Source organism: Pleomorphomonas sp. JP5 (genome assembly GCF_023721815.1).
GTDB lineage: Bacteria > Pseudomonadota > Alphaproteobacteria > Rhizobiales > Pleomorphomonadaceae > Pleomorphomonas.
Genome location: NZ_JAMDLI010000007.1, coordinates 806,654 through 829,026, shown reverse-complemented (window position 1 = coordinate 829,026; position 22,373 = coordinate 806,654). Strand labels below are relative to the sequence as shown.

The 22,373-nt window shown below is 64.8% G+C and carries 18 protein-coding genes; 6 read left to right on the top strand and 12 right to left on the bottom strand.

What is annotated here, in order from left to right:
• Positions 1–2 precede the first annotated feature (2 nt).
• The 3 genes from speB to M4J40_RS10730 are packed head-to-tail and all read right to left on the bottom strand — an operon-like array spanning position 3 to position 3,047.
• The gene (gene speB, locus M4J40_RS10740) at positions 3–899 is read right to left on the bottom strand and encodes an agmatinase (RefSeq protein ID WP_251754126.1); all 897 of its coding nucleotides are present in this window, start codon (positions 897–899) and stop codon (positions 3–5) included.
• Between the two features lie 31 nt (positions 900–930).
• Positions 931–2,322: an ATP-binding protein gene (locus M4J40_RS22535; protein ID WP_251754125.1), complete on the bottom strand. Its 1,392-nt coding sequence runs from the start codon at positions 2,320–2,322 to the stop codon at positions 931–933.
• Positions 2,319–3,047 (bottom strand): response regulator, encoded by a 729-nt coding sequence (locus tag M4J40_RS10730; RefSeq protein ID WP_251754124.1) that lies wholly within the window; start codon positions 3,045–3,047, stop codon positions 2,319–2,321. Before M4J40_RS10730 ends, M4J40_RS22535 begins: the two co-directional genes overlap by 4 nt.
• Positions 3,048–3,270: 223 nt before the next feature.
• On the opposite strand from M4J40_RS10730, the gene M4J40_RS10725 reads away from it, so the two are divergent.
• Complete coding sequence (locus tag M4J40_RS10725; RefSeq protein WP_251754123.1) at positions 3,271–3,819, top strand: EF-hand domain-containing protein; 549 nt, start codon at positions 3,271–3,273, stop codon at positions 3,817–3,819.
• 76 nt (positions 3,820–3,895) lie between these two features.
• Here the strand turns inward: M4J40_RS10725 and M4J40_RS10720 are convergent, their stop codons facing one another.
• From M4J40_RS10720 to M4J40_RS10700, 5 genes are all read right to left on the bottom strand, one after another.
• Positions 3,896–4,960 carry an ABC transporter ATP-binding protein gene (locus tag M4J40_RS10720; protein ID WP_251754122.1) on the bottom strand — a complete coding sequence of 355 codons (1,065 nt, stop codon included), beginning with the start codon at positions 4,958–4,960 and terminating at the stop codon, positions 3,896–3,898.
• A gap of 30 nt (positions 4,961–4,990) precedes the next feature.
• The gene (locus M4J40_RS10715; protein WP_251754121.1) at positions 4,991–5,773 is read right to left on the bottom strand and encodes an ABC transporter permease; all 783 of its coding nucleotides are present in this window, start codon (positions 5,771–5,773) and stop codon (positions 4,991–4,993) included.
• The gene (locus M4J40_RS10710; RefSeq protein ID WP_251754120.1) at positions 5,770–6,651 is read right to left on the bottom strand and encodes an ABC transporter permease subunit; all 882 of its coding nucleotides are present in this window, start codon (positions 6,649–6,651) and stop codon (positions 5,770–5,772) included. Before M4J40_RS10710 ends, M4J40_RS10715 begins: the two co-directional genes overlap by 4 nt.
• Before the next feature lie 106 nt (positions 6,652–6,757).
• Positions 6,758–7,861 carry an ABC transporter substrate-binding protein gene (locus M4J40_RS10705; RefSeq protein ID WP_251754119.1) on the bottom strand — a complete coding sequence of 368 codons (1,104 nt, stop codon included), beginning with the start codon at positions 7,859–7,861 and terminating at the stop codon, positions 6,758–6,760.
• A gap of 268 nt (positions 7,862–8,129) precedes the next feature.
• A complete protein-coding gene (locus M4J40_RS10700) occupies positions 8,130–9,071 on the bottom strand; it encodes a glyoxylate/hydroxypyruvate reductase A (RefSeq protein ID WP_251754118.1) in 942 nt (313 codons plus the stop codon).
• Positions 9,072–9,255: 184 nt separating this feature from the next.
• Here M4J40_RS10700 and def point away from each other — a divergent pair, with 184 nt between their 5' ends.
• The 3 genes from def to truA all read left to right on the top strand — a co-directional run bounded on the left by def (position 9,256) and on the right by truA (position 11,619).
• On the top strand, positions 9,256–9,774 hold the full coding sequence (gene def, locus M4J40_RS10695; protein WP_251754117.1) for a peptide deformylase: 519 nt from the start codon (positions 9,256–9,258) through the stop codon (positions 9,772–9,774).
• Between the two features lie 169 nt (positions 9,775–9,943).
• The gene (gene fmt, locus M4J40_RS10690) at positions 9,944–10,876 is read left to right on the top strand and encodes a methionyl-tRNA formyltransferase (protein WP_251754116.1); all 933 of its coding nucleotides are present in this window, start codon (positions 9,944–9,946) and stop codon (positions 10,874–10,876) included.
• A 5-nt stretch (positions 10,877–10,881) separates the two neighbouring features.
• Positions 10,882–11,619, top strand: a complete 738-nt coding sequence (gene truA / locus M4J40_RS10685; protein WP_251754115.1) for a tRNA pseudouridine(38-40) synthase TruA — start codon at positions 10,882–10,884, stop codon at positions 11,617–11,619.
• A 55-nt stretch (positions 11,620–11,674) separates the two neighbouring features.
• Here truA and M4J40_RS10680 read toward each other — a convergent pair whose 3' ends face one another.
• Positions 11,675–13,249 (bottom strand): glucan biosynthesis protein, encoded by a 1,575-nt coding sequence (locus M4J40_RS10680; protein ID WP_251754114.1) that lies wholly within the window; start codon positions 13,247–13,249, stop codon positions 11,675–11,677.
• Positions 13,250–13,375: 126 nt separating this feature from the next.
• On the opposite strand from M4J40_RS10680, the gene M4J40_RS10675 reads away from it, so the two are divergent.
• On the top strand, positions 13,376–15,571 hold the full coding sequence (locus M4J40_RS10675; protein WP_251754113.1) for an ATP-dependent RecD-like DNA helicase: 2,196 nt from the start codon (positions 13,376–13,378) through the stop codon (positions 15,569–15,571).
• Positions 15,572–15,751: 180 nt separating this feature from the next.
• The gene (glgB, locus tag M4J40_RS10670; RefSeq protein WP_251754112.1) at positions 15,752–17,998 is read left to right on the top strand and encodes a 1,4-alpha-glucan branching protein GlgB; all 2,247 of its coding nucleotides are present in this window, start codon (positions 15,752–15,754) and stop codon (positions 17,996–17,998) included.
• A gap of 32 nt (positions 17,999–18,030) precedes the next feature.
• On the opposite strand, the gene dapE is transcribed toward glgB, so the two are convergent.
• From dapE to M4J40_RS10655, 3 genes are all read right to left on the bottom strand, one after another.
• Entirely contained in the window at positions 18,031–19,218 is a 1,188-nt protein-coding gene (dapE, locus tag M4J40_RS10665) for a succinyl-diaminopimelate desuccinylase (RefSeq protein ID WP_251754111.1), read from the bottom strand.
• Between the two features lie 72 nt (positions 19,219–19,290).
• Positions 19,291–20,154, bottom strand: coding sequence for a 2,3,4,5-tetrahydropyridine-2,6-dicarboxylate N-succinyltransferase (gene dapD / locus M4J40_RS10660; protein ID WP_251754110.1), 864 nt, complete (start codon positions 20,152–20,154; stop codon positions 19,291–19,293).
• 310 nt (positions 20,155–20,464) lie between these two features.
• Positions 20,465–22,273: a DEAD/DEAH box helicase gene (locus M4J40_RS10655; protein ID WP_251754109.1), complete on the bottom strand. Its 1,809-nt coding sequence runs from the start codon at positions 22,271–22,273 to the stop codon at positions 20,465–20,467.
• Positions 22,274–22,373: the final 100 nt, after the last annotated feature.

Genomic DNA, 22,373 nt, shown 5'->3' with positions numbered 1-22,373 from the left:
CCTCATCGCGCCGATCCGACGAGACCGAGATAGTCCCAGATCACCGTGGCGGCGGCAAGCGCGGTAATCTCCGACACGTCATAGGCCGGCGCCACTTCGACGACGTCCATGCCGACGAAGTCGATACCGGTGAGGCCGCGAAGAATGGCCTGGCTTTGCCAGGGAAGAATGCCGGCAAACTCCGGCGTGCCGGTGCCGGGCGCGAAGGCCGGATCGAGACAATCGACGTCGTAGCTGAAATAGGTCGGCCCGGTTCCTGCAACCTGCCGGACCCGCTCGGCGACGGCAGCCGGCCCCATCGCATGAACGTCCTGGGCCGAGAGGATGGTAACGCCCTTTCCGATCGTCCAGTCCCACACCTCCCGCTGCACCGGCGAGCGAATGCCGATCTGGATCATCCGCCTGGGGTCGACGAGATCTTCCTCGATGGCGTGATAGAAGGGCGAGCCGTGGCCATAAACCTGGCCGAAGTTGTCCGGCCAAGTATCGACATGGGCGTCGAAGTGAACAAGGCCGAGGGGCGCGCCAACCTTGCGTCGGAGCGTCCTGAGGAGCGGCAGCGAGATGCCGTGCTCGCCGCCGATGGCGATGAGATGCTTGAGCCCCTCGGCCTGGCTCTCGATCAGCCGATAGCTCTCGACAAGATCGCCGAGGGCGATCGGGAAGTCACCGATATCGGCGATGTCGAGTCGCGTCGGGTCGATCCAGAAATGAGGATGGTCGCCATCGGTCAGCATGCGGCTCGCCGCTCGCACGGCGGCAGGGCCGGAGCGGGCGCCGGTTCGGTTGGTGACGCCGATATCGAGCGGAATGCCGGCCAGCGCATAGGCGGCACCGCGATCGAAGCGGGAAAGCCCCATGAAGCTTGGGGCGACGGCAAAGGTTGGTGTACCGGACATGACGCTCCTGCTCGCGCTTTCCGGCAGCCCCTCAGGTTTCGGCAGCCACCGGCAGATGAATCGCCGCAGTCAAGCCGCCGCCGGGCCGATTGGCAAGCGTCAATTCGCCGCCATGCGCACGGACGATCGAGCGCGCCGTGGCAAGACCAAGACCGACGCCTCCGGTTTCGAGATTGCGCGACGTTTCGAGCCGGGTGAAGGGGGCGAACACTTCCTCCATCTTGTCCTCGGGAATACCGGGACCGTCGTCGTCGACAGCGATGATCACCCCTGTCGCCGTGCGTTCAAGCCGAACACGGGCGCGGAGCCCGTAGCGGAGTGCGTTCTCGACAAGATTGCGCAAGGCGCGTCGAAGCGAAACCGGCCGAACGGACAGATAGAGGTGTTCTGGCCCTTCGACGCTCACGTCCTGACCAAGATCCGAGAAATCGGCCGACACGGCTTCGACCAGAGCCAGCAGATCCGTGTTGCGCGACGCCTCGCCGGCCGCGTCGTCGCGGGCAAAGGCGAGCGTCGCTTCCGCCATGTGCGTCATCTCGTCGATGGTGTCGACCATCCGTTCGCGTGTTTCATCATCGTCGATGAACTCTGCCCTCAGACGCAGCGAGGTCAGGGGCGTGCGAAGATCGTGGCTGATCGCCGCCACCATGCGGGTCCGGTCGGCAACGAAGCGGCTGACGCGCGCTTGCATGGCGTTGAAAGCCCGGTTGGCTCGCACGATCTCCTCCGGACCGCGCTCGGGAAGGTCGGGGACGCTTTCGCCGCGACCGAGCCGATCCGAGGCCTGCGCCATCTCCCGCAATGGCTTGGTGATGCGCCGCACCGACAGCGCCACAACCAGGGATATGGCGATCACCGTCAGGAACGTCGACATCACCACCGGCCAGGCCCATAGCTGCGGCCGAGGCAGCAGCGTCTCCGAGTTGAGCCATTTGCCGTCGGAGAGCAGGACGGAGAGGGCCAAGGTCGGCGGCCACCGCTTGCCCCTCTGCCGCGCGCCCTGACCGAGACCGTTGCCGCGCATAGGCATGCCGGCGCCGATATCCGTCGTCTCGCCGTCGGCGAACTCCGCGCGGACCTGCCGCCCCGGACCGAAGATCTCGTCGAGCTTGGCTCGCGTCTCGTCGTCCGGCCATGCGGCGACCGCGTCCCTGACCAGGGGCTCTTGCGTGATCGAATAGCTGAGGCGGCTGGTACTCAGCGCCCCCAGGATGCGATCGCGCTGGCCGGCCGGCGTGTCCTCGATCAGATTGGCCAGTGTGGCGATGCGGCCCAGCACCTGTTCGCGCGCCGCCGCGTCGATCGCCGACCGCCGGCTTTCGGCGAAAAAGACCAGCGTGACCACCTGGGCGATCAGTACGGCGGCAATCAGCAACACCGACAGCTGACCGGCAAGGCTGCGCGGGAACAAACGCACCTTCACTCTGACAGTTCCTCGACATCGGCGGAGAAGATGTAGCCACCGCCCCACACGGTCTTGATCAGCTCGGGGTTCTTGGGATCAATCTCGATCTTCTTGCGCAGCCGGCTCACCTGGTTGTCGATCGAGCGATCGAAGATTTGCGGCGTTCGTCCAGACGTGAGGTCCATCAACTGATCGCGGTTGAGGACCATGTTGGGGCGTTTCAGGAACGCGGTGAGCAGTTGGAACTCCGCCGTCGACAACGGCAGAGCCACGCCGTCGCCGCCAACCAGTTCCCTGCGGCGCGCGTCGAGCACGAAGCGGTCGAACTTCAGTCGCCGGGATTCCAGAGGATCCCGAGGCTTGGGCACGGCCTGCGTCCTTCGAAGCACCGCCCGGATGCGCGCGAGCAGCTCACGCGGGTTGAACGGCTTGGTGACATAGTCGTCGGCGCCGATCTCCAGGCCGACGACCCGATCGGTGTCCTCGGCCATGGCGGTGAGCAGGATCACTGGCGTGTCGGAGCTTTCGCGCAGGAAACGGCAAAGGCTGAGGCCATCCTCGCCCGGCATCATGACGTCGAGCACCACGAGGTCGACCGCAGCCGCCTTCAGCGCCTTGCGCGCCGCGGCGGCGCTCTCCGACGTGGTCACGCGGAAGCCGTTCTTCAGAAGATAACGGCCAATGAGGTCTCTAATTTCGCGATGGTCGTCGACCACCAGGATATGGGGCTGTGGCTCGGTCATGTCAGATACTCAGACGTTCCATTTCCCAAGGATAGCGATCCGCGAAAAGGATACCAAAGGAAATGGTATCAAGATGTATCACTCCCCGGCGAGGTTACGCCTCAATACAACCGGGCGGTTTCCGGGCGAATTTGCGCGACAATTGATCCCTATGTTGAGTTTGCCGCCGACGGGAACCCCCTTTCATGCCGTGGGCGGAACGGACACATAAGGAGAAGCTCCCGTGAAAGCGCTCACACTCGCCACGATTTCCGCCCTCTCGGTCATCACCATCGGCACCGCCGCCTTCGCTGCCGGCCCCGGCATGGGACCGATGGGCTTCGGCCCGTCGGGTGGACCGATGAGACTCTTCACCGAGGCCGACACCAACAAGGATGGCAAGGTCGACGACGCCGAGTTCACGGCCTATCGCGACAAGATGTTCGCCGAGGCCAACAACGACGGCAAGGACGGCGTGAACATCCAGGAGTTCGAACCCTGGTTCTGGAAGCAGCATCGCGAAATGATGGTGCGGGCCTTCCAGCGTCTCGACGCCGACGGCGACGGCCAGATCAGCAAGGCCGAGGTCGACGCGGCGGGCGAGCGCATGATGAGCCGCTTCGATCGCAACAACGACGGCGTTCTCTCGGCTGACGATCGGCCGAACCGCGGCGACGGCTGGGGGCGTGACGGCCAGCGCGGCCGGCACCACGGACAGGGCATGGGCATGATGAGGGGCTGGATGGGCCAGGGTCAGGGTCCCGGCCCAGCCGAGGATGGCGCCGCCGACTAATCGCCGAGCCTCGCTAACCACATAAAAGCCTACCTAGACGATGGCCGCCCTCTCCCTGGGGGCGGCTTTCCTCTATTCAGTGCCGGTCTATGATCAGGAGATCGTCTTTCTTGAAGGAAACAGTAGCCGGCTTCCCTATTTTCGGCAGGTCGAGCGCCGGATCGTTGAAGATGTCGAGCGACACCCTCGCTTCCCGCAGCCGTACCCGCACCCGGATCACAGCGCCAAGGAAGGACACCTCTTCGACCGTTCCGGTCAGGGCATTGCGATCGCCATCGCCCCCGCCCAGCGAGAGCGCCTCCGGTCTCAACGCGACCGTCGCCTCGTCGGCGATACCGTAGGTGGAGATGTCGCGCGCGGTCAACACCGGCTGCCCATCGATCGATACGCGACCGGTTGCCGGATCGACGACACGAGCTTCGAACAGGTTGAGTGTACCGACAAAGCTCGCCACGAAGCGGGTCGCCGGATTGTTGTAGATCTCCGAAGGCGTTCCGATCTGGTCGGCCCGCCCCTGGTTCATCACCACGATGCGGTCGGAGATGGACAGCGCCTCCTCCTGATCATGCGTGACAAAGACGGTTGTAATGCCCAACTCGCGCTGCAGGGAGCGGATCTCCTCGCGCAAAGACACGCGGATCTTGGCGTCGAGTGCCGAGAGCGGTTCGTCGAGGAGCAGGACCTGCGGCTTGATCGCCAGGGCGCGGGCGAGCGCCACGCGCTGCTGCTGGCCACCGGAAAGCTGGTAAGGGTAGCGATCGCCGAGGTCCGGCAACTTGATCAGCTCCAGCATCTCGGCAACGCGCGCGTCGATCTCGCCGCGCTCCTTGCCGGCTATCTTCAAGCCGAAGCCGATGTTGCCCGCGACGGTCAGGTTGGGAAACAGCGCGTAGGCCTGGAACACCATGCCGACGTTGCGCTTGGCCGGCGGCAGATTGGTCATCTCGACGCCACCGACATGAAGCGAGCCGGACGTGGCGTTTTCGAAACCGGCGATCATCCTGAGAATGGTGGTCTTGCCGCAGCCCGAGGGACCGAGGAAGGAGACGAACTCGCCCTTCTCGATGGACAGACTGAAGTCATGGACCACTGTGTTCGGACCGAAGGACTTCTTGAGGTGACTGATTTCGATGAAGGACATCGGGGGTTCCGTGGGTGGGTCGGTTGCCGGTCAGGGGCGAGCCGCGACAGCGTTTCGGGAAACCACCTGGATGATGCCCATGCAGGCCCAGGTGATCATGAACGCCATGCAGGCAAGCGCCGCCGGTTCGTAGGCGCGATTGGCGCCGATGAGCTGGAGGTAGGGACCGAAGGCCGGGCGATTGAGAAGACTGGCAAAGGTGAACTCCCCAATGACGATGGCGAAGGTCAGAAAGGCGCCTGACAGCATCGCCGATCGAATGTTGGGAAGAATAATCCGCCAGATGATGGTGGCCGACGAAGCGCCCAGGCTCTCCGCTGCCTCGGTCAGCGTCCTGACGTCGATGGCCCGAAGCCCCGTATCGACCGAGCGATACATGTAGGGCAAGGCCAGCGTCACGTAGCCGCAGGTGAGCAGAAAGTTGGTGCTGAGCGTCGAGTTGGTGAGCGGCAGAAAGCTCGACGAGTTGTAGAGACGCAGGTAGCCGAAGACGATGACGATGGCGGGCACCACCAGTGGCAGAAGCGTCACGAACTCGACGAGCGGCCGCAGTTTCCTCAGGCGAAGCTCGACGAAGTAGGCCATGGGCACGATGATCGCCATGCCGAAGACGATGGTCACCACCGCGAGACCGACCGAGAAGGTGAAGGACGACTGGAACTGAGGGTCGGCCAGAACCACGCGGTAGGCCTCGAAGCTGTAGATGCCACGAAGCTTTCTCAGAGAGAACTCGAAGGTGGCCGCGAGCGGCACCACGAAGTAGAGCGTGCCGATCAAAATGGCGAGCCAGTGGCCAAGACGGTTGCTCTTCATTTGAGCCACCTTTCGCTGCGCACGCGGAGCAGGATGTAGCAGAGGTTGGATAGACCGGTGATGACGATCATGCCGAAGGCGATGGCGTAGCCGAGATTCTGATCGTGCAACACGTCGCCGCGAATCTGCGCGTAGAGCAGAATGGTGACGATATTGAGCGACGAGCCGGTCAACGCGTAGGCTGTGGCGATTGCGCCGAAGGCGTTGGCGAACAAAAGCAGCGCCGCGCCAAGGAAACTCGGCAGTAGAACCGGGCCGGCGATGTGTCGCCAATACTGCCAGTTGGAGGCGCCCAGAATGGTGGCGGCCTCACGCCACTCCTTGCGAAGTCCCTCGATGGCCGGGGTGACGATCAGCACCATCAGCGGGATCTGGAAATAGAGATAGGTGAGCGTCAGCCCCCAGAAGGACAGAAGGTTGAAGCCCTTGGCATAGATGTTGACCCCGAACAGCGACGACAGAAACAGCGTGACCAGCCCCTGCCGGCCGAGCGTAGCCAGAAAGGCGAAGGCCAGCGGTACGCCGGCAAACTGCGAGGCGACGCCGGAAAAGGTCATGATGGTCGGGCGGATCCAGCGCGGCAGCCCGCCGGACACCGCCGCGTAGGCGATGAAGGCTCCGATCGCGGCGCCGATCACGGCCGATGCGACCGAAACCTTGATGGAAATCCAGTAGGAAGCAAGGATGGTCGGGGTCCACAGCTTGCCCAGGTTGGCAAGCGTGAAGCCACCTTCATTGTCCTGAAAGGCGCCGACCACAAGAAACAAGGTCGGTAGGATCAGGAACAGCAGAGCGAACACCATGAAGGGTGTGACGCCGACGACGGCCCAGGGCACGCGCAGGCGGGGAAGACTGGCAGACGAAGCGTTGGAAGCCATGCGATGTGCTGTCCGGATCGGCAATCGTGGAAAACCGCCCTCCGACCGAACGTCGGAGGGCGGCCACCGGAAATGAGGGCAGGCGGCCTTGAGGTCGCGCCGGGCCTTACTTCACGTCGGCGCCGACGACGCTGTCCCAGTTCTTGGTGATGGTTTCCTTGTAGGCCGCCTGCTCGTCGAGCGTCGGGAAGATGGCGTTGGCGTAAGCCTCGGCCGGCGGCAGCTTGTCGAGGAGCTCCTGCGGAATCTTGCCGCTCTTGGCGAGATCGTTGAAGCGGATCGGATGGCAATAGCCCTTCAGCCAGCCGAGCTGACCTTCGTCCGAATAGAGGTACTCCATCCACAGCTTGGCGGCATTGGGATGCGGCGCATAGGCGGAAATCGCCTGGACGTAGACACCGGCGAGCACGCCGGTCTTCGGCACCACGACGTCGATCGGCGGGTTGCCGGCCAGCGTGTCGCGCCAGGACAGGAGGTTGTAGTCCCAGGCGGCGACGATCGGCGTCGTACCCTGGGCGAGAGAAGCGGACTTGCCGATCACCGGGACGAAGTTGCCCTTGGCCACCACGTCCTTGAAGAAGCCCAGACCAGCCTCGCCCGCCTTGGCGACATCACCACCGGAGGCCGACAAGCCCGAGGCGAAGACGGCCGAGATGGCCTGCGACGAGGCGCGCGGATCGCCGGCGAGAGCGACGGCGCTGGCGAGCTCCGGCTTCATCAGGTCGGCCCAGTCCGCCGGACTGTCCTTGATGAGATCCTTGTTGATGCCGAAAGACATCACGCCATAGTAGTCGCCGTACCAGTAACCATCGGCATCCTTGGCGCTGTCGGGAATGGTGTCCCAGGTCGCCACCTTGTAGGGCTGCAGAAGGCCATCGGCCTTGGCGGACGGACCGAAGCTGAGGCCGACGTCGATGACGTCTGGCGCCTGATCGCCAGTGTTGCCCTTGTTGGCCTTGATGGCCTCGATCTCGTCGCCCGAACCGGCGTCGGGGTTGAGCTCGTTGACCTCGAGACCGTACTTGGCCTTGAAGCCCTCGATGACGGCGCCGTAGCCACACCAGTCGTGCGGCAGGGCAATGGTGGTCAGCTTGCCTTCGGCCTTGGCGGCAGCGACGAGCTCATCCAGCGAAGCGGCGAATACCGGCACGGAAGCACACAGAGCGGCCTGCGCGGCGATGGTCGACGCGAGAAACAGCTTGAAAGACATGATGGTTCCCCTGTTGGCCGGACACTCCGGCACTCGGATTTCCCACTCTTCGGCAACGCCTCACGTCCGCCTCGACAAGGAAGCGGGCAAGGTCTGCGCGTTCTAGAAGGCGGATCAATCCGAGATGTCGCGAGCGGTCTCGGAAAGGTTCGCCGTCTCCGCGTTCTTCGTTACCTGAGTTATATGACAGTTTGTTGTGCGTGCCGTCAATTCACCCAGTCCGTTCGGGACGTTGCGTTTTTCGCCGCCTAAAGGCTTTCCTTTCTCCTCAGTAGCCTTTGTTGCGATCGACAAGATGACGAAGCGGCCGGCCAGCCTCGTAAGCCGCAATCTCACCAATCACATACCGGCTGAGCGCGACCGGATCGCTCTCGGCGGCGACGTGCGGCGTCAGGAAAATATTGGGTGCCTTCCAGAGCGGACTTTCGGGCGGCAATGGTTCGGTGGCGAAGACATCAAGGCTGGCGCCCTTGACCCGGCCATCGCGCAGGGCCTCGACAAGGTCTGCCTCCACCAGTGACCGGCCGCGACCGGAATTGAGAATGACCGGGCCGCCAAGCGGGCCATCCTTGGCCAATGCGTCGATCGCGGAATGGTCGATCAGATTTTCGGTCTCCGCCGTCAGCGGCAACAGCGACACGAGAATGTCGGTACGGGCAAGGAAGGGCCAGAGCCCGTCCTTGCCATGAAAACAGTCGACGCCATCCATTCGCTTCTCGCTGCGGCTCCACCCGGCGACTTGGAAACCAAGCGCCAGAAGAGCTCGCGCGGCGTCCTGCCCGAGCTCGCCCAGTCCCATGATGCCGACACGCACGGCGCCGGCGGCCCACTGACGAAGAGGCTTCCAACTGCCGGCCTCTTGCGCCGCCGCGTAATGGAGATGGCGGCGGTGATGCAAGAGCACGTTGAGCACGACCCATTCGGTCATCCGGCCGGTGAGATCGGGATCGACGATGCGGACGACCGGAAGATCCGGGAGATCTGGATCGGTGGTGAGATGATCGACGCCCGCCCCCAGCGAAAAGATCGCTTCGAGCTTTGGGAGTGTCTTGAGGTAGCCGGGCTCCGGCTTCCAGACGAGGGCGTAACGGACGCTGGCCGGATCGAACTCGTCGCCGGGGAGCACCACCGCCCGGTCTGGTGCGGCCTCCCGCAGGGCATGGATCCAGTGATCGGGCTTCCAGCCCCGAACGGCGACAAGAATGGTCATGACGATTCCCGGATGGAGATGATGCCCTACCTTGCCCGGCTCGGAAGCGGAAACGCAAGCCATGCCCATTCACGATCGACGGCAACGCCCCCGACGTTTTTGTCCGGGGCGACCTCGCCACTTCCGCGGCATCGCCGGATAGTCGCTATTGACGGCAATAGCTGCCGTGCGTATCTGACTTTTCATGTCAACACGCCCCCTCGTCATCCTCCCAGCCCCACTGCTTCGTCAGACCTCGGCACCCATCGCTCGTGTCGATGACGGCGTTCGCAAACTCGCCCATGACATGCTCGAAACCATGTATGCGGCGCCTGGTATCGGCCTTGCCGCCGTTCAGGTTGGCGAGATGAACCGCCTCATCACCATCGACGTCTCGCACGATGAGGATGCCAAGGATCCGCGCGTCTTCATCAACCCGGAAATCCTCTGGAAATCCGAGGACCTGTCGGTCTACGAGGAAGGCTGCCTGTCCATTCCCGACTACTACGAGGAGGTCGAACGGCCGGCCAAGGTCCGCGTCCGCTATACCAACCTCGCCGGGGAACCGGAGGAGATCGAGGCCGATGGTCTGCTTGCCACTTGCCTGCAGCACGAAATCGACCATCTCGACGGCGTCCTCTTCATCGACCATATCTCCAAGCTGAAGCGCGACCGCGTCACCAAGAAGTTCGTCAAGGCAGCCAAGGAAAAGGCGAGGATCTAGTTCTCCTGCAGCTTTTGTCGCCGGCAGCTTCCGGCGATGGCTTTTGTGCTTCGCACAGGCGCCGCTTGGCGTCGGAAGGCCCTTTCGCGGCTTCACACGGTTCCAATGCTTGACGGCACCGCCCGCATGGTATGAAACGCCGGGCGGAACAACCGCTCGCAGGATCGCCATGCCGCTCAAGGTCGTCTTCATGGGAACGCCCGACTTCTCGGTGCCGGTGCTCGATGCCGTCGTCGGAGCGGGACACGATGTCGTGGCGACCTATACGCGCGCGCCGAAGCCGGCGGGGCGCGGAATGGAGCTGCGGCGCTCGCCCGTACATGTCCGCGCCGACGCGCTGGGCATTCCGGTTCTGACGCCGAAGACGTTGAGAACCGAGGAAGCGCAAGCGACCTTCGCCGCCCATGGCGCCGACGTCGCCGTCGTTGTCGCCTATGGCCTCATCCTGCCGAAGCCCGTGCTTGATGCCCCTCGCTTCCATTGCCTCAACCTTCACGCCTCACTGCTGCCGCGCTGGCGCGGCGCGGCGCCGATCAACCGCGCCGTCATGGCCGGCGATCCGGAGTCCGGCGTCATGGTGATGAAGATGGAGGAAGGGCTCGACACCGGCCCGGTGGCGCTGACGGCTCGTATCGTCATCGATCCGGACATGACGGCCGGCGAACTGCATGACGCGCTGTCCCCGACGGGCGCCACCTTGATGGCCGAGGCCCTCGGCAAAATCGAGGATGGATCGATATCCTTCGTTCCCCAGGGCGAGGACGGCGTCACCTACGCCTCGAAGATCACCAACGAGGAGACCCGTATCGACTGGCGTCTGGCGGGCGCGGCGGTGCATGATCACGTACGGGGCCTCTCCCCCTTCCCCGGCTCCTGGTTTGCTGCCGACTTCGGCAAGGGCGACGAACGGGTAAAGCTTCTCCGCAGCGAACGCGCGGAGGGAACCGGCCAGCCCGGAACGCTGCTGTCCTCCGACGGTGTAGTCGCCTGTGGCGAAGGCGCGGTGCGTCTCGTCACCGTGCAGCGCGCGGGCTCCAAGGCAATGGCCTTCGCCGACTTTGCACGCGGCGCGCGCCTTGCGCCCGGCTTCAGGTTCGTCTGATCGCCATGCCCCGTTACCGGATGCTCATCGAATACGACGGCACCGCCTTTTGCGGCTGGCAATCGCAGGCCGAAGGAACCGGCGTGCAGGACTACCTGCAGCGGGCGATCCTCGGGTTCACCGGCGAGAAAATCGTCCTCAAGGGCGCCGGTCGCACCGATGCCGGCGTGCACGCACTCGGCCAGGTCTGCCATTTCGACATCGATAAGACGCTGCGCACCGATACCATCCGCGATGCCGGCAACGTTCACCTGCGGCCGCACGCCATTACCATCGTGTCGGCCGAAGAGGTGCCGGAGAGTTTCGACGCCCGGTTCTCGGCCGTGAAGCGGCACTATCGCTACCGCGTCTTCGCGCGACGCGCCCCGCCGACGCTGGAGCGCCACTTGGTCTGGCACGTCCACGCGCCGCTCGACGTCGAGCGCATGGCGGACGCCGCCAAGGTCCTGCTCGGTCGGCACGACTTCACCACCTTCCGCTCATCGGACTGCCAGTCGAAGAGCCCGGTCAAGACGCTCGATCAGCTCGATGTCGTCGAAGCGGGCGGCGAGATTCACTTCCTGGTCTCGGCGCGCTCGTTCCTGCACAATCAGGTGCGATCGATGGTCGGGGGGCTCAGGAAAGTCGGCGACGGTCGCTGGACAGCGGCCGACCTCAAGGCCTCGCTAGACGCGGCGGACCGCCGCGCTTGCGCGCCGGTAGCCCCGCCCGAAGGGCTCTGCCTGATGCGGGTCGACTACTGAAGAAAATGGGCGGGAAGGATCCTCCCCGCCCATCGAGATCAACCGCTCGCCCGGCTCACTTCGGCCAGACGAACGTGGTCGGCAGATGCTGATAGAGCCAGGTCTCGGTCAGCGTCTTGTCGCCGGCACGGAGATAAAGGCGCATGTCGACCGGGTTGGCGCCATCGCCTTCGAAATCGAACACGGCCCGCCAGCGCGTCGTGCCCACCACCGGCAGCGTGTAGACGCCCGAAATGGAGCCCGACGACGCCGAGACCACCGCCTCGACGCCTGATGACTGGTCGTAATTCTTGAGATCGCCGCCGTCGAAATCGATCACGTATTTGACGACACCTGCGGGACGCACCTGGCCGGGAACGCCGCCGAAGCCGAGGCGCGTCGAGTAGACGCGGCCGACCGGCGCCGGATTCGGCTCATCGACACCCCAGGTCAAGCGATAGTCGAATGCAATCTCGCTGCCCTTTATGGCTGGGGCTGCCGGCAGCCAATAGGCGACGATGTTGTCGTGGATCTCGTCGTCGGTGGCAATCTCGACGAGTTGCACGGCGCCGTCGCCCCACTCCCCCCTCGGCTCGACCCATACCGTCGACCGCTTTTCGTAGAAGACGCCGTCGTCCTGGTAGTTCTCGAAGTTGCGGTCGCGCTGGCAGAGGCCGAAGCCCTTGACGTTCTTGTCGACGAATGTCGAGGTCATCACGTTGACCGGATTGTTGAGCGGCCGCCAGACGCGTTCACCGGCGCCGTTCCAGATCGACAAGCCGTCGGAGTCGTGGATTTCCGGCCGCCAGTCGGGCGCCCGCTGACGGTTGGTCTCGTTATACCAGAACATGGAGGTCAGCGCCGCCACGCCGAAGCGGGCGATATCCTCACGCGGATAGAAGCGCACGGCCATGTCCATGACGACCGTCCGATCCTCCTGGCGACTGACGTCCCAGCGGACGGCGCCGGAAACGCGCGGCCCCTCGAGGTCGGCATAGATGGCGAACTGCCCGCCCTTGGAAGCGCCGAAATAGAAGTTGGTGAAGCGCGGGAACTCCTCGGGCGTCGGCATGGCCACATCGATGGCCAACGCGCGAGCCGACAACCCGTACTGGTCGAGTGCGCCAGAAGATCGGAAATAGGCGGCTCCGAGGAAGGCCAGCCAGTCGCGCTGCCCGGTCTCGTCCATGACGCGGAAGCCGGCAAATCCGATGTCGCCCGGCAGGCTGGCGGCCGGATTGCCCTCAGGGATGTCGAAGTAGTCGGGCGAGTAAAGCACTTCCTGCGCCTTGTCGCCGTCGACGAGATAGATGCCGACGGGCAACTTGAAGTAGCGGCCAAGGTGGAAGAAGCGCAACGGCGCTTTGCCGCCGGCCGCCTGAACGGTGTGATCGTCCTTGAACTTGATCTGCCAGTGCCTGTCGTAGTCGATGGCCTCCAGCGCCTCGAAGGCGCGCGGCACCTCCGGCACATAGGCAGCGGCGGCGCGTTCCTTGGCAGCGGTCATCAGCTTGCTGAAGGAGAAAGCCTTCGGCTTGCCGAGCCTGGTCGACGCCTCGACGGCGCGAGCCTCGGTTGCGGATAGGCTCGGAACGAGCCCGAGGGCGGCCAGCATGGCCAGCAGGTCACGGCGGGTAAGCTCGGACGACATGAGAGGGATACACTCCGACGAAGTTCCGCGCCCAGCCCGGCTGTTGCCACAAGGAGGCGCGACGGGCGCATACATAGACCGATCAAGGCTCGACGAACAGTGGGCGAACGCTGCATAACTGATGCGATGATTGATGATTCCCGACCATCCCCTCCCCTTGCCGACCGCTTGTTCGAGCGCCTTGCTGGCACGGTGGAGCGTGTGACCTTCCACAACGAGGAAAACGGCTTCTCGGTGTTGAGGGTGCGTGTGCGCGGTCGCAAGGATCCGGTGGCGGTCGTAGGCCATGTCCCGACCGTGGCGGCGGGAGAGAAGATCGATGCCGAAGGCCAGTGGATGACCGACAAGGTCCATGGCCTGCAGTTCCGCGCCGACCGCATCGAGACGAACGAACCGACGGGCAAGGATGCCGTGATCCGCTTCCTTGGCTCGGGGCTGATTTCCGGCGTTGGGCCGGCGATGGCCGAGCGCATCGTCCAGGTGTTCGGCGCCAAGGCGCTCGACGTGATCGAGAACGAGCCCATGCGGCTCGTCACCGTGCCCGGTCTCGGCAAGCAGACCGCCGCCCGCATCGCCGAGAGCTATCGCGAGCGCAAGGCGGTCAAGGACGTGATGATCGCCTTCCAGGACAAGGGCATCGGCACCGCGCGTGCCGTCGCCATCTGGAAGGTACTCGGCCCGGAAGCGGTCAAGCTGGTCGAGGAAGACCCCTATCGCCTTGCCCGCGAGGTGCGCGGCATCGGGTTTGCCGGCGCCGACGAGATCGCCGAGAAGTTCGGCATCGACCGCGCCGCGCCGGAACGCATCAGGGCCGGCATCGCGCACGCCATCGAGGGCGCGGCGGACGATGGCCATACGGCCGTACCGCGCGCCGACGTGCTGGAGCGTGCCGAACGGCTGTTGGGCGTCGATGCCGACGCCGTGTCGGCCGAAGTTGAGGGCGCAATAGCCCAGGGCGATGTCGAAACCTTCGATATCGACGGCACCGCCTTTCTGGCCGTTCGGCGTCTCGCCCGCTTCGAGCGCTCCGTCGCCAGCCGTCTCAAGGCGCTTTCCGAGGGGCGGCCACCATGGGGCCGCATCGACGTCGACGCGGCCGTCGAGCGGTTCGAAACGCGGAAGGGCATGCAGCTCAGCCCGTCGCAGCGCGAAGCGCTGGCGCTGGTCGCCGGTGCGAAGGTTTCGGTGATCACCGGCGGCCCCGGCGTTGGCAAGACGACGCTGCTGGAGGCCCTGCTCGCCACCATCTCCGCCGCGAAGCTCACGGTGGCGCTTGCCGCACCGACCGGCCGCGCCGCCCGCCGCATGGCCGAGCAGGCCGGCCGTGAGGCCAAGACGATCCATCGTCTCCTGGAAATCGATCCGACAACCGGCGGGTTCAGGCGGTCGGCGTCCGAGCCGCTGGAAGCCGACGTGGTGGTGATCGACGAGACGTCGATGGTCGACGTGCCGCTGATGGCCGCGCTCGTCGAAGCCATTCCTCTCAACGCGGCGCTGATCCTGATCGGCGACGTCGACCAGTTGCCATCCGTAGGGCCGGGACAAGTCCTTGCCGACGTCATCGCCTCCGGCCTGGTTCCTGTCGCCCGACTGACCGAGATCTTCCGGCAGGCCGAGGAAAGCCGAATCATCATCAACGCCCACCGCATCAATCGGGGCGAATGGCCCGAACCGCCTCCTTCCGGCGAGCTCGCCGACTTCTATGTCATCGAAGCGCGTGGAGCCGACGACGCGCTCGCCAAGATCCTGGAGGTCGTCGGCAATCGCATCCCCCGCCGATTCGGTCTCGACGCCATGCGCGACGTGCAGGTGATCACGCCGATGCAAAAGGGAATCTGCGGCGCCCGCAACCTCAACGACCGTCTCGCCGAACTCCTGAATGGCGCCCCGCTCGACCGCATCGATCGCTTCGGCCAAACCTATGCCACCGGCGACAAGGTGATGCAGATCGAGAATGATTACGATCGCGACGTGTTCAACGGCGATCTCGGCATTCTCAAGCGCATCCGCCAGAAGGAAGACGAGGTCGCCGTTTCCTTCGATGGCCGCGAGGTGAAATACGCCCTTGAAGACCTCGAAGCGCTGACGCGTGCCTACGCCATCACCATCCACAAGAGCCAGGGGTCGGAGTATCCGGCCGTGGTCATTCCGCTCCTGCGCGACCACGCCATCATGCTGGCGCGCAATCTGCTCTACACGGCGGCGACTCGCGGCCGACAGCTGGTCGTGCTGGTGGCCGAGCCGAGAGCGCTGGAAATGGCCCTCTCGGGGGACAGAATCCGTCGCCGGTTTACCCGCCTAAAGTCGATGCTGACCGGTTGATCCGGCCTTTCGCGCGAAAGATCCTTGCCCCAGAACCCCCGCTTCGCTGCGCTTAACCGGATGTCGCAGACGGCCGCGGGCCACTTCCGACGGTTGTTTCGATTGGTCGGAAAGCCATTTGCCCTTGCCCTGGCTTCCGCGTAACGTCGAGCAATAGCATCGAAATCGGGAGGTGGGTCGATGGTGGATCTCGGGTTGCGTGAAGGGCTGACGGACGGCGCTGTCCGGGCGATCACCGAGGGAACCCATGGCGATCCCTTCGCGCTTCTGGGGCCGCATCGCGTATCGGGTGCGCGCACCGTCATCCGAACCTTCAAGCCGAATGCCCGCGCTATCGCGCTGATCTCGTCCGATGGACGCAAGCTTGCCGACTTCCAGCACGTGGAGGGCGGGCTATGGGTCGCGTTCGCACAGGGCGATCCCGGCCTCTATCGGCTTCGGGTCGAGTGGCCGCATGGCAGCCACGAGGCGGAGGATCCCTATTCCTTCGGGCCGCTTCTCGGCGAGATGGATGTCTATCTGCTCGCCGAGGGCCAGCACCGGCAACTCACCGATGCGCTTGGCGCCGTGGTGACCGAGGTGGGTGGCGTACCGGGCGTGCGCTTCGCCGTCTGGGCGCCAAATGCCCGGCGTGTGTCGGTGGTCGGCAACTTCAACTCCTGGGACGGCCGGCGTCACCCGATGCGCCTCCGCCGAGAATGCGGCGTCTGGGAGCTCTTCTTGCCGCGCCTGCCGATCGGCGAGGCCTACAAGTATGAGATCATCGGCGCCGGTGGCGAGCTTCTTCCCGACAAGGCCGACCCGGTTGCCCGCCAGTACGAGCTGGCGCCAGCCACGGCATCCATCGTCGCCGATCCCAAGCCGTTCGAGTGGCACGACGCCACCTTCATGCGCAATCGTGCCGCCTTCCAGTCGAAGACCGCACCGTTCTCGGTCTACGAGGTGCATCCCGGATCCTGGCAACGACCGGATGGCAAGCCTGTCACCTGGCGCTTCCTCGCCGAGCATCTCGTCGCCTACGTCAAGCACATGGGCTTCACGCACATCGAGCTGCTGCCGATCATGGAGCATCCGTTCGGCGGTTCCTGGGGCTATCAGCCTCTGGGCCTGTTCGCGCCGACCGCTCGCTATGGCTCTCCGGCCGACTTCGCCCGCTTCGTCGACGCCTGCCATGAAGCGGGCATCGGCGTCATCCTCGACTGGGTGCCAGCACACTTCCCGACCGACGCCCATGGTCTCGCCCGCTTCGACGGCACCCCGCTCTACGAGCACCAGGACCCGCGTGAAGGCTTCCACCAGGATTGGAACACGCTGATCTACAATTTCGGCCGCACCGAAGTGATCGGCTTCCTGGTCGCTTCGGCGCTCGAATGGCTGAAGCGGTTCCATATCGACGGTCTCCGGGTCGACGCCGTGGCGTCCATGCTCTATCGCGACTACTCCCGCCAGCCAGGCGAATGGATCCCCAACAAGTACGGCGGCCGTGAGAACCTGGAAGCGGTGTCCTTCATCAAGCATCTCAACGGCGTCATCGCCCACGAAGTGCCGGATGCACTGATGATTGCCGAGGAATCCACCGCATGGCCCGGCGTCACTGCCCCTCTTGCCGATGGCGGCCTTGGCTTTTCCTACAAGTGGAACATGGGCTGGATGCATGACTCGCTCGACTACTTCTCGCTCGAGCCCATTCATCGCAAGTACCACCACAATCAGCTGACCTTCGCCCTGATGTACGCCTACTCGGAGCGTTTCGTGCTGCCGCTGAGCCACGACGAGGTGGTGCATGGCAAGCGCTCGATCTTCGGCCGCATGCCCGGCGACGAATGGCAGCGCTTCGCCAACATACGCGCCTACTACGCCTTCATGTGGACCCACCCCGGCAAGAAGCTGTCCTTCATGGGCAACGAGATCGCCCAGGGGCGGGAGTGGAACCACGATGGCACGATCGACCTGTGGCTTGAGAGCCGGGCGAGCAACCTTGGGGTCCAGCGCCTGATGCGCGATCTCAACACGCTCTATCGGTCCGAGCCGGCGCTGCATGCCCGCGACTTCGACCCGGAAGGTTTCCAGTGGGTGGTGGTGGACGACAACGAACAGTCGACGCTGGCCTACATGCGCTGGGGCTTCGAGGCGGACGCGCCCTGCCTCGTCGTCGGCAACTTCACGCCGGTGCCGCGCTCGGGCTATCGACTGGGGGTGCCGCGCGCCGGCGTTTGGCGTGAGGTTTTCAACTCCGACGCCGAAATCTACGGCGGCTCCAACATGGGCAACAAGGGGCGGCTCACGGCAAACGAGGTCCCCAGCCACGGCATGGATCTGTCGCTCGATCTCACCTTGCCGCCGCTGGCCGTCGTCATCCTGCGCTGGGACGGCGAGGCGCCGATCGCCGAAGAAAAGCCGGCGAAGAAAGCCAGGGCAAAGAGCTGATCCAGTCGACGAGGGGAGGCCGAACGGCCTCCCTATGCTGCGAAGTACCTGTCGAGGAAGGTCCGATAGATCGTCTTCAAGCGGCGGAGGTCGTCAAGGGCCACGTTCTCGTCGATCTTGTGCATGGTCTGGCCGACGAGGCCGAACTCGACCACCGGGCAATAGTTCTTGATGAAGCGCGCGTCGGACGTGCCGCCAGTGGTGGAAAGCTCCGGCCGACGACCGGTCACCGCCTCCACCGCGTCGGAAAGACCGTCGATCAGAGTCGCGTCGTGGGTCAGAAAGGAAACGGCGTTGGTGGGCTCGAAGGTCAGCTCGTAAGCGAGCGGCGCCGGCCGCCCCGTCCGCAGCGTGGTCGTCTCGACAGCGCGTTTCACCCGCGCGCCGATCTCTTGGTGCAACGCCTCGACCGTCCAGATGTCATTGAAACGGATGTTGAAGGCGATCTCCACTTCGGCCGGAACGACGTTGGTGGCGCGGTTGCCGGTCTCGACCGAGGTGACCTCAAGGTTGGACGGTTGGAAGCGCTCGTTGCCGGCATCGAACGGCGGATCCATCAAGGCAGCGATAACGGCCGGAGCGACGCGGAGTGGATTGTCGGCAAGGTGCGGATAGGCGACGTGCCCCTGAACGCCCCGGAGCTTGACGAATCCCGACAGAGAGCCGCGACGACCGACCTTCACCATGTCGCCAAGGGCGGCGGGATTGGTTGGCTCGCCGACGATGGCATGGCTGAAGCGCTCGCCGCGCCTTGATGCCCAATCGAGAAGCTTCACGGTGCCGTTGATCGACGGGCCTTCCTCATCACCGGTGATCAGGAAGGAAATGCGGCCGCCGAAGTCACGGCCTTTCTCCTCGATGAAGTCGAGAACGGCGGCGGCGAAGGCGGCAATGCCGCCCTTCATGTCGACGGCACCACGGCCATAGAGCCTGTCGCCGTCAATGTCGCCAGCGAATGGGCCGTGGCTCCAGAGCTCAAGCTTGCCCGTCGGCACGACGTCGGTATGACCGGCAAAGGTCAGGTGGCGATTGCCCGAGCCAATGCCGGCGAACAGGTTCTCGATATCCGGCGTACCCTCGTCGGTGAAGACGGGGCGGTCCACCGTGAACCCGGCCGGCGCCAGCAACCCTTCGAGGAAAGCAAGCGCCCCACCCTCGGCGGGCGTCACCGATGGGCACATCAGAAGATCGCGAGCAATGGCAACGGGATCGTGGGGCATGTCCTCTCCTCGAAACGCAAACGGCCGGCAGTTTCCCGCCGGCCGTCCGAATAGCACGAAACTTGTTGGCGGTCAGTCGCGCAGAAGCTCGTTGATCGACGTCTTGGAACGGGTCTTGGCGTCGACCTTCTTGACGATGACGGCGCAATAGGTCGACGGACCCCAATCCTGGCCGGGCATCGGCTTGCCGGGGATCGAGCCGGAGACCACCACCGAATAAGGCGGCACCTTGCCCATGTGTACTTCACCGGTGGCGCGGTCGATGATCTTGGTCGACTTGCCGATGAAGACGCCCATGGAAATCACCGAGCCCTGACCGACGACGACGCCCTCGACCACCTCGGAACGAGCGCCGATGAAGCAATCGTCCTCGATGATGGTCGGGCCGGCCTGCATCGGCTCCAGCACGCCACCGATGCCGACGCCGCCGGAGAGGTGAACGTTCTTGCCGATCTGGGCGCAGGAGCCGACGGTGACCCAGGTGTCGACCATGGTCGCAGTGTCAACGTAGGCGCCGAGGTTGACGAAGGACGGCATCAGTACGGCGCCCGGCGCAATGTAGGCGGAGCGGCGAACGATGGCGCCCGGTACGGCCCGGAAGCCCGCGGCCTCATAGGCGGCGGCATCCATCCCTTCGAACTTCGAGGGCACCTTGTCCCACCAGGCGGCACCGCCGGGCGCGCCGGAAATCAGGGCCGTCGGCGTCAGGCGGAACGATAGCAGCACCGCCTTCTTGAGCCACTGGTTGACCACCCACTCGCCGTCGATCTTCTCGGCGACACGCGCCTTGCCGCCATCAAGCAGGTCCAGCGCCGCTTCGACGGCATCACGCACCTTGCCTTTGGTCTCCTGCGTGACGGAGGCGCGATCCTCCCAGGCGGCATCAAGGGTGGCGACGAGGTCGGCATAGGCGGCCGTGGCGGCAGTCTCGGTCATTGTGATCTCCGAATGGGCCATGCAGGATTGGTATCGGTTTCGTGCTTTAGGGGTTTTGGCCGACGCGCGCAACAAAAGCGACGTGCGCCGACACTCGCCACCTCATCCTCGCCATCAACCGGCGCGAAGATGGAGTGGAGTGACAACAGCTGGCTGAGACGGAGAAAACCTCCTTCAATTCAAAGCCTTACCGGCGCCACCAATGGTTGTACCTAGGGCAGCTGACGAACTCGGCTACCGAAAAGCTGCCCCGTGGCCCCAAGCCGGCGCGGACGTAAGCATTATCCCGCCCCTTGGGGAAGCGTACAGGTCAACCAGCCTTTCGAACTTTCTTCTTGCCCTTGAAAGGCGCCTTGCCGTCACGCGCCTCCTTGTAAGGCGGCTTGGCATCGCGCGGCGCATCCCTGTAGGAAGGCTTGCCGTCACGCGGCGGTTTCGCCTTTCCCTTCGGGCGCTCGTCCTCGCGCCGCGGCTTGTCCTTGCGGGGACCGGCAGGCGATGCCGCCGGCGGGCCGTCGGCGCGGGTGATGCGAACGTTCTCGTCGTTTCCGGCCGAAGCCAGTCGTTCCATGGCGGCGACACCGCCGGGGGCGACCTCGGCGAATGTCTCGCCGTCAGCAAGGCGGATCGCCCCGAAATCGCGTCCCTTGAGACCCGACTGGCGACACAGGAACGCCAACACACGCTTGACCTCGGCACCGTCGCGTCGACCGACCGACAGGCGGAACCAGGCAGACCCCGAAAAATCCACCTTTTCCCTCACCATCGGGCGATCCGGCGCCGAGAGGCTGCGGGGCTTCCTGTCGACCGGATCGGTGATCTCTTCGGGTGCAGGAAGGCGCGTTCGAGCAAGACGAATGAAGGCGGCGGCCAGCTCTTCCGCCGTCCGTCCCTCAGCTAGGCGGCTGGCGAAGGCGCGCTCGTCTTCGCTGATCTCCTCGGCGAGCACGGGATCGGCGAGCAAACGTTCTTCGTCGAGCTTGTGGATGGTGTCGGCCGACGGAACCGCCTCCGAGAACAGCTCGATCCCCGCCCCGGCGAGCAGACTCTCGGCACGGCGGCGGCGGTTCGAAGGCACGAGCAGCACCGACACGCCCTTGCGACCGGCGCGACCTGTGCGACCTGAGCGATGCAGCAGCACCTCGCTATCGTGCGGCAGATCGGCGTGAATGACCAGGCCGAGATCGGGCACGTCGAGCCCGCGCGCCGCCACGTCGGTCGCGACGCAGACGCGTGCCCGGCCATCGCGGAGCGCCGACAGCGCCTCGTTGCGCTCGCCCTGCCCCATCTCCCCCGAGAGAGCCACCACCGAGAAGCCGCGCTCGAGCAACGCGCCGGTGAGGCGCTTCACGCCCTCGCGGGTGCCACAGAAGACGATGGACGTGGCCGCGTCATGAAAGCGAAGGAGATTGACAACCGCCTTCTCGATCTCGTGGGGAAAAACGCGAACGGCGTGATAGTCGATGTCGGCGTGAACCTCGCCGTCCTCGGCCACGTCGACACGCGTAGCGTCCTTGCGCATGAAGTCGCGGGCAAGCCTGACGATATCGGCCGGCAGCGTGGCGGAGAAGAGCAGCGTCTGGCGATCGGCCGGAGCGGCGCTCAGCAGCTTCTCCAGGTCCTCGCGGAAGCCGAGGTCGAGCATCTCGTCGGCTTCATCGAGAACGACGGCCACAGCGTCGGTCAGATCGAGATTGCGCCGATCGAGATGGTCGCAAAGGCGGCCCGGCGTACCGACGACGATATGAGCGCCCTGGGCGAGTTGCCGCTGTTCGCGACGAGGGTCCATCCCGCCGACGCAGGAGACAATGCGAGCCCCGGTTTCGCCATAGAGCCAGGCCAGCTCGCGCGCCACCTGCAGGGCCAGTTCACGGGTGGGGGCAACGACAAGTGCAAGCGGCTTTCCGGCTGGGGCGAAGACCTCGGCCGGGCCGAGGAGACGCTCAGCCAGCGCCATGCCGAAGGCGACAGTCTTGCCGGAGCCTGTGCGGGCAGACACCAGCATGTCGGCGCCAGCGAGCTCCGGCGCTGCGACGGCCGACTGGACGGCGGTGGGATCGGCATAACCACGGGCAGCGAGTGCCCGCGCCAACGCGGGATGAGCTTGGGAAAAGGACATAGGCTTCCTGGGAGGAGCGCGCCAGCAACGGCGAAGGCCGGCACAGCGCGGAAAAACGAAGCCCTCTCATACAGGCGATGGCCCCATTCCGCCACCCCCG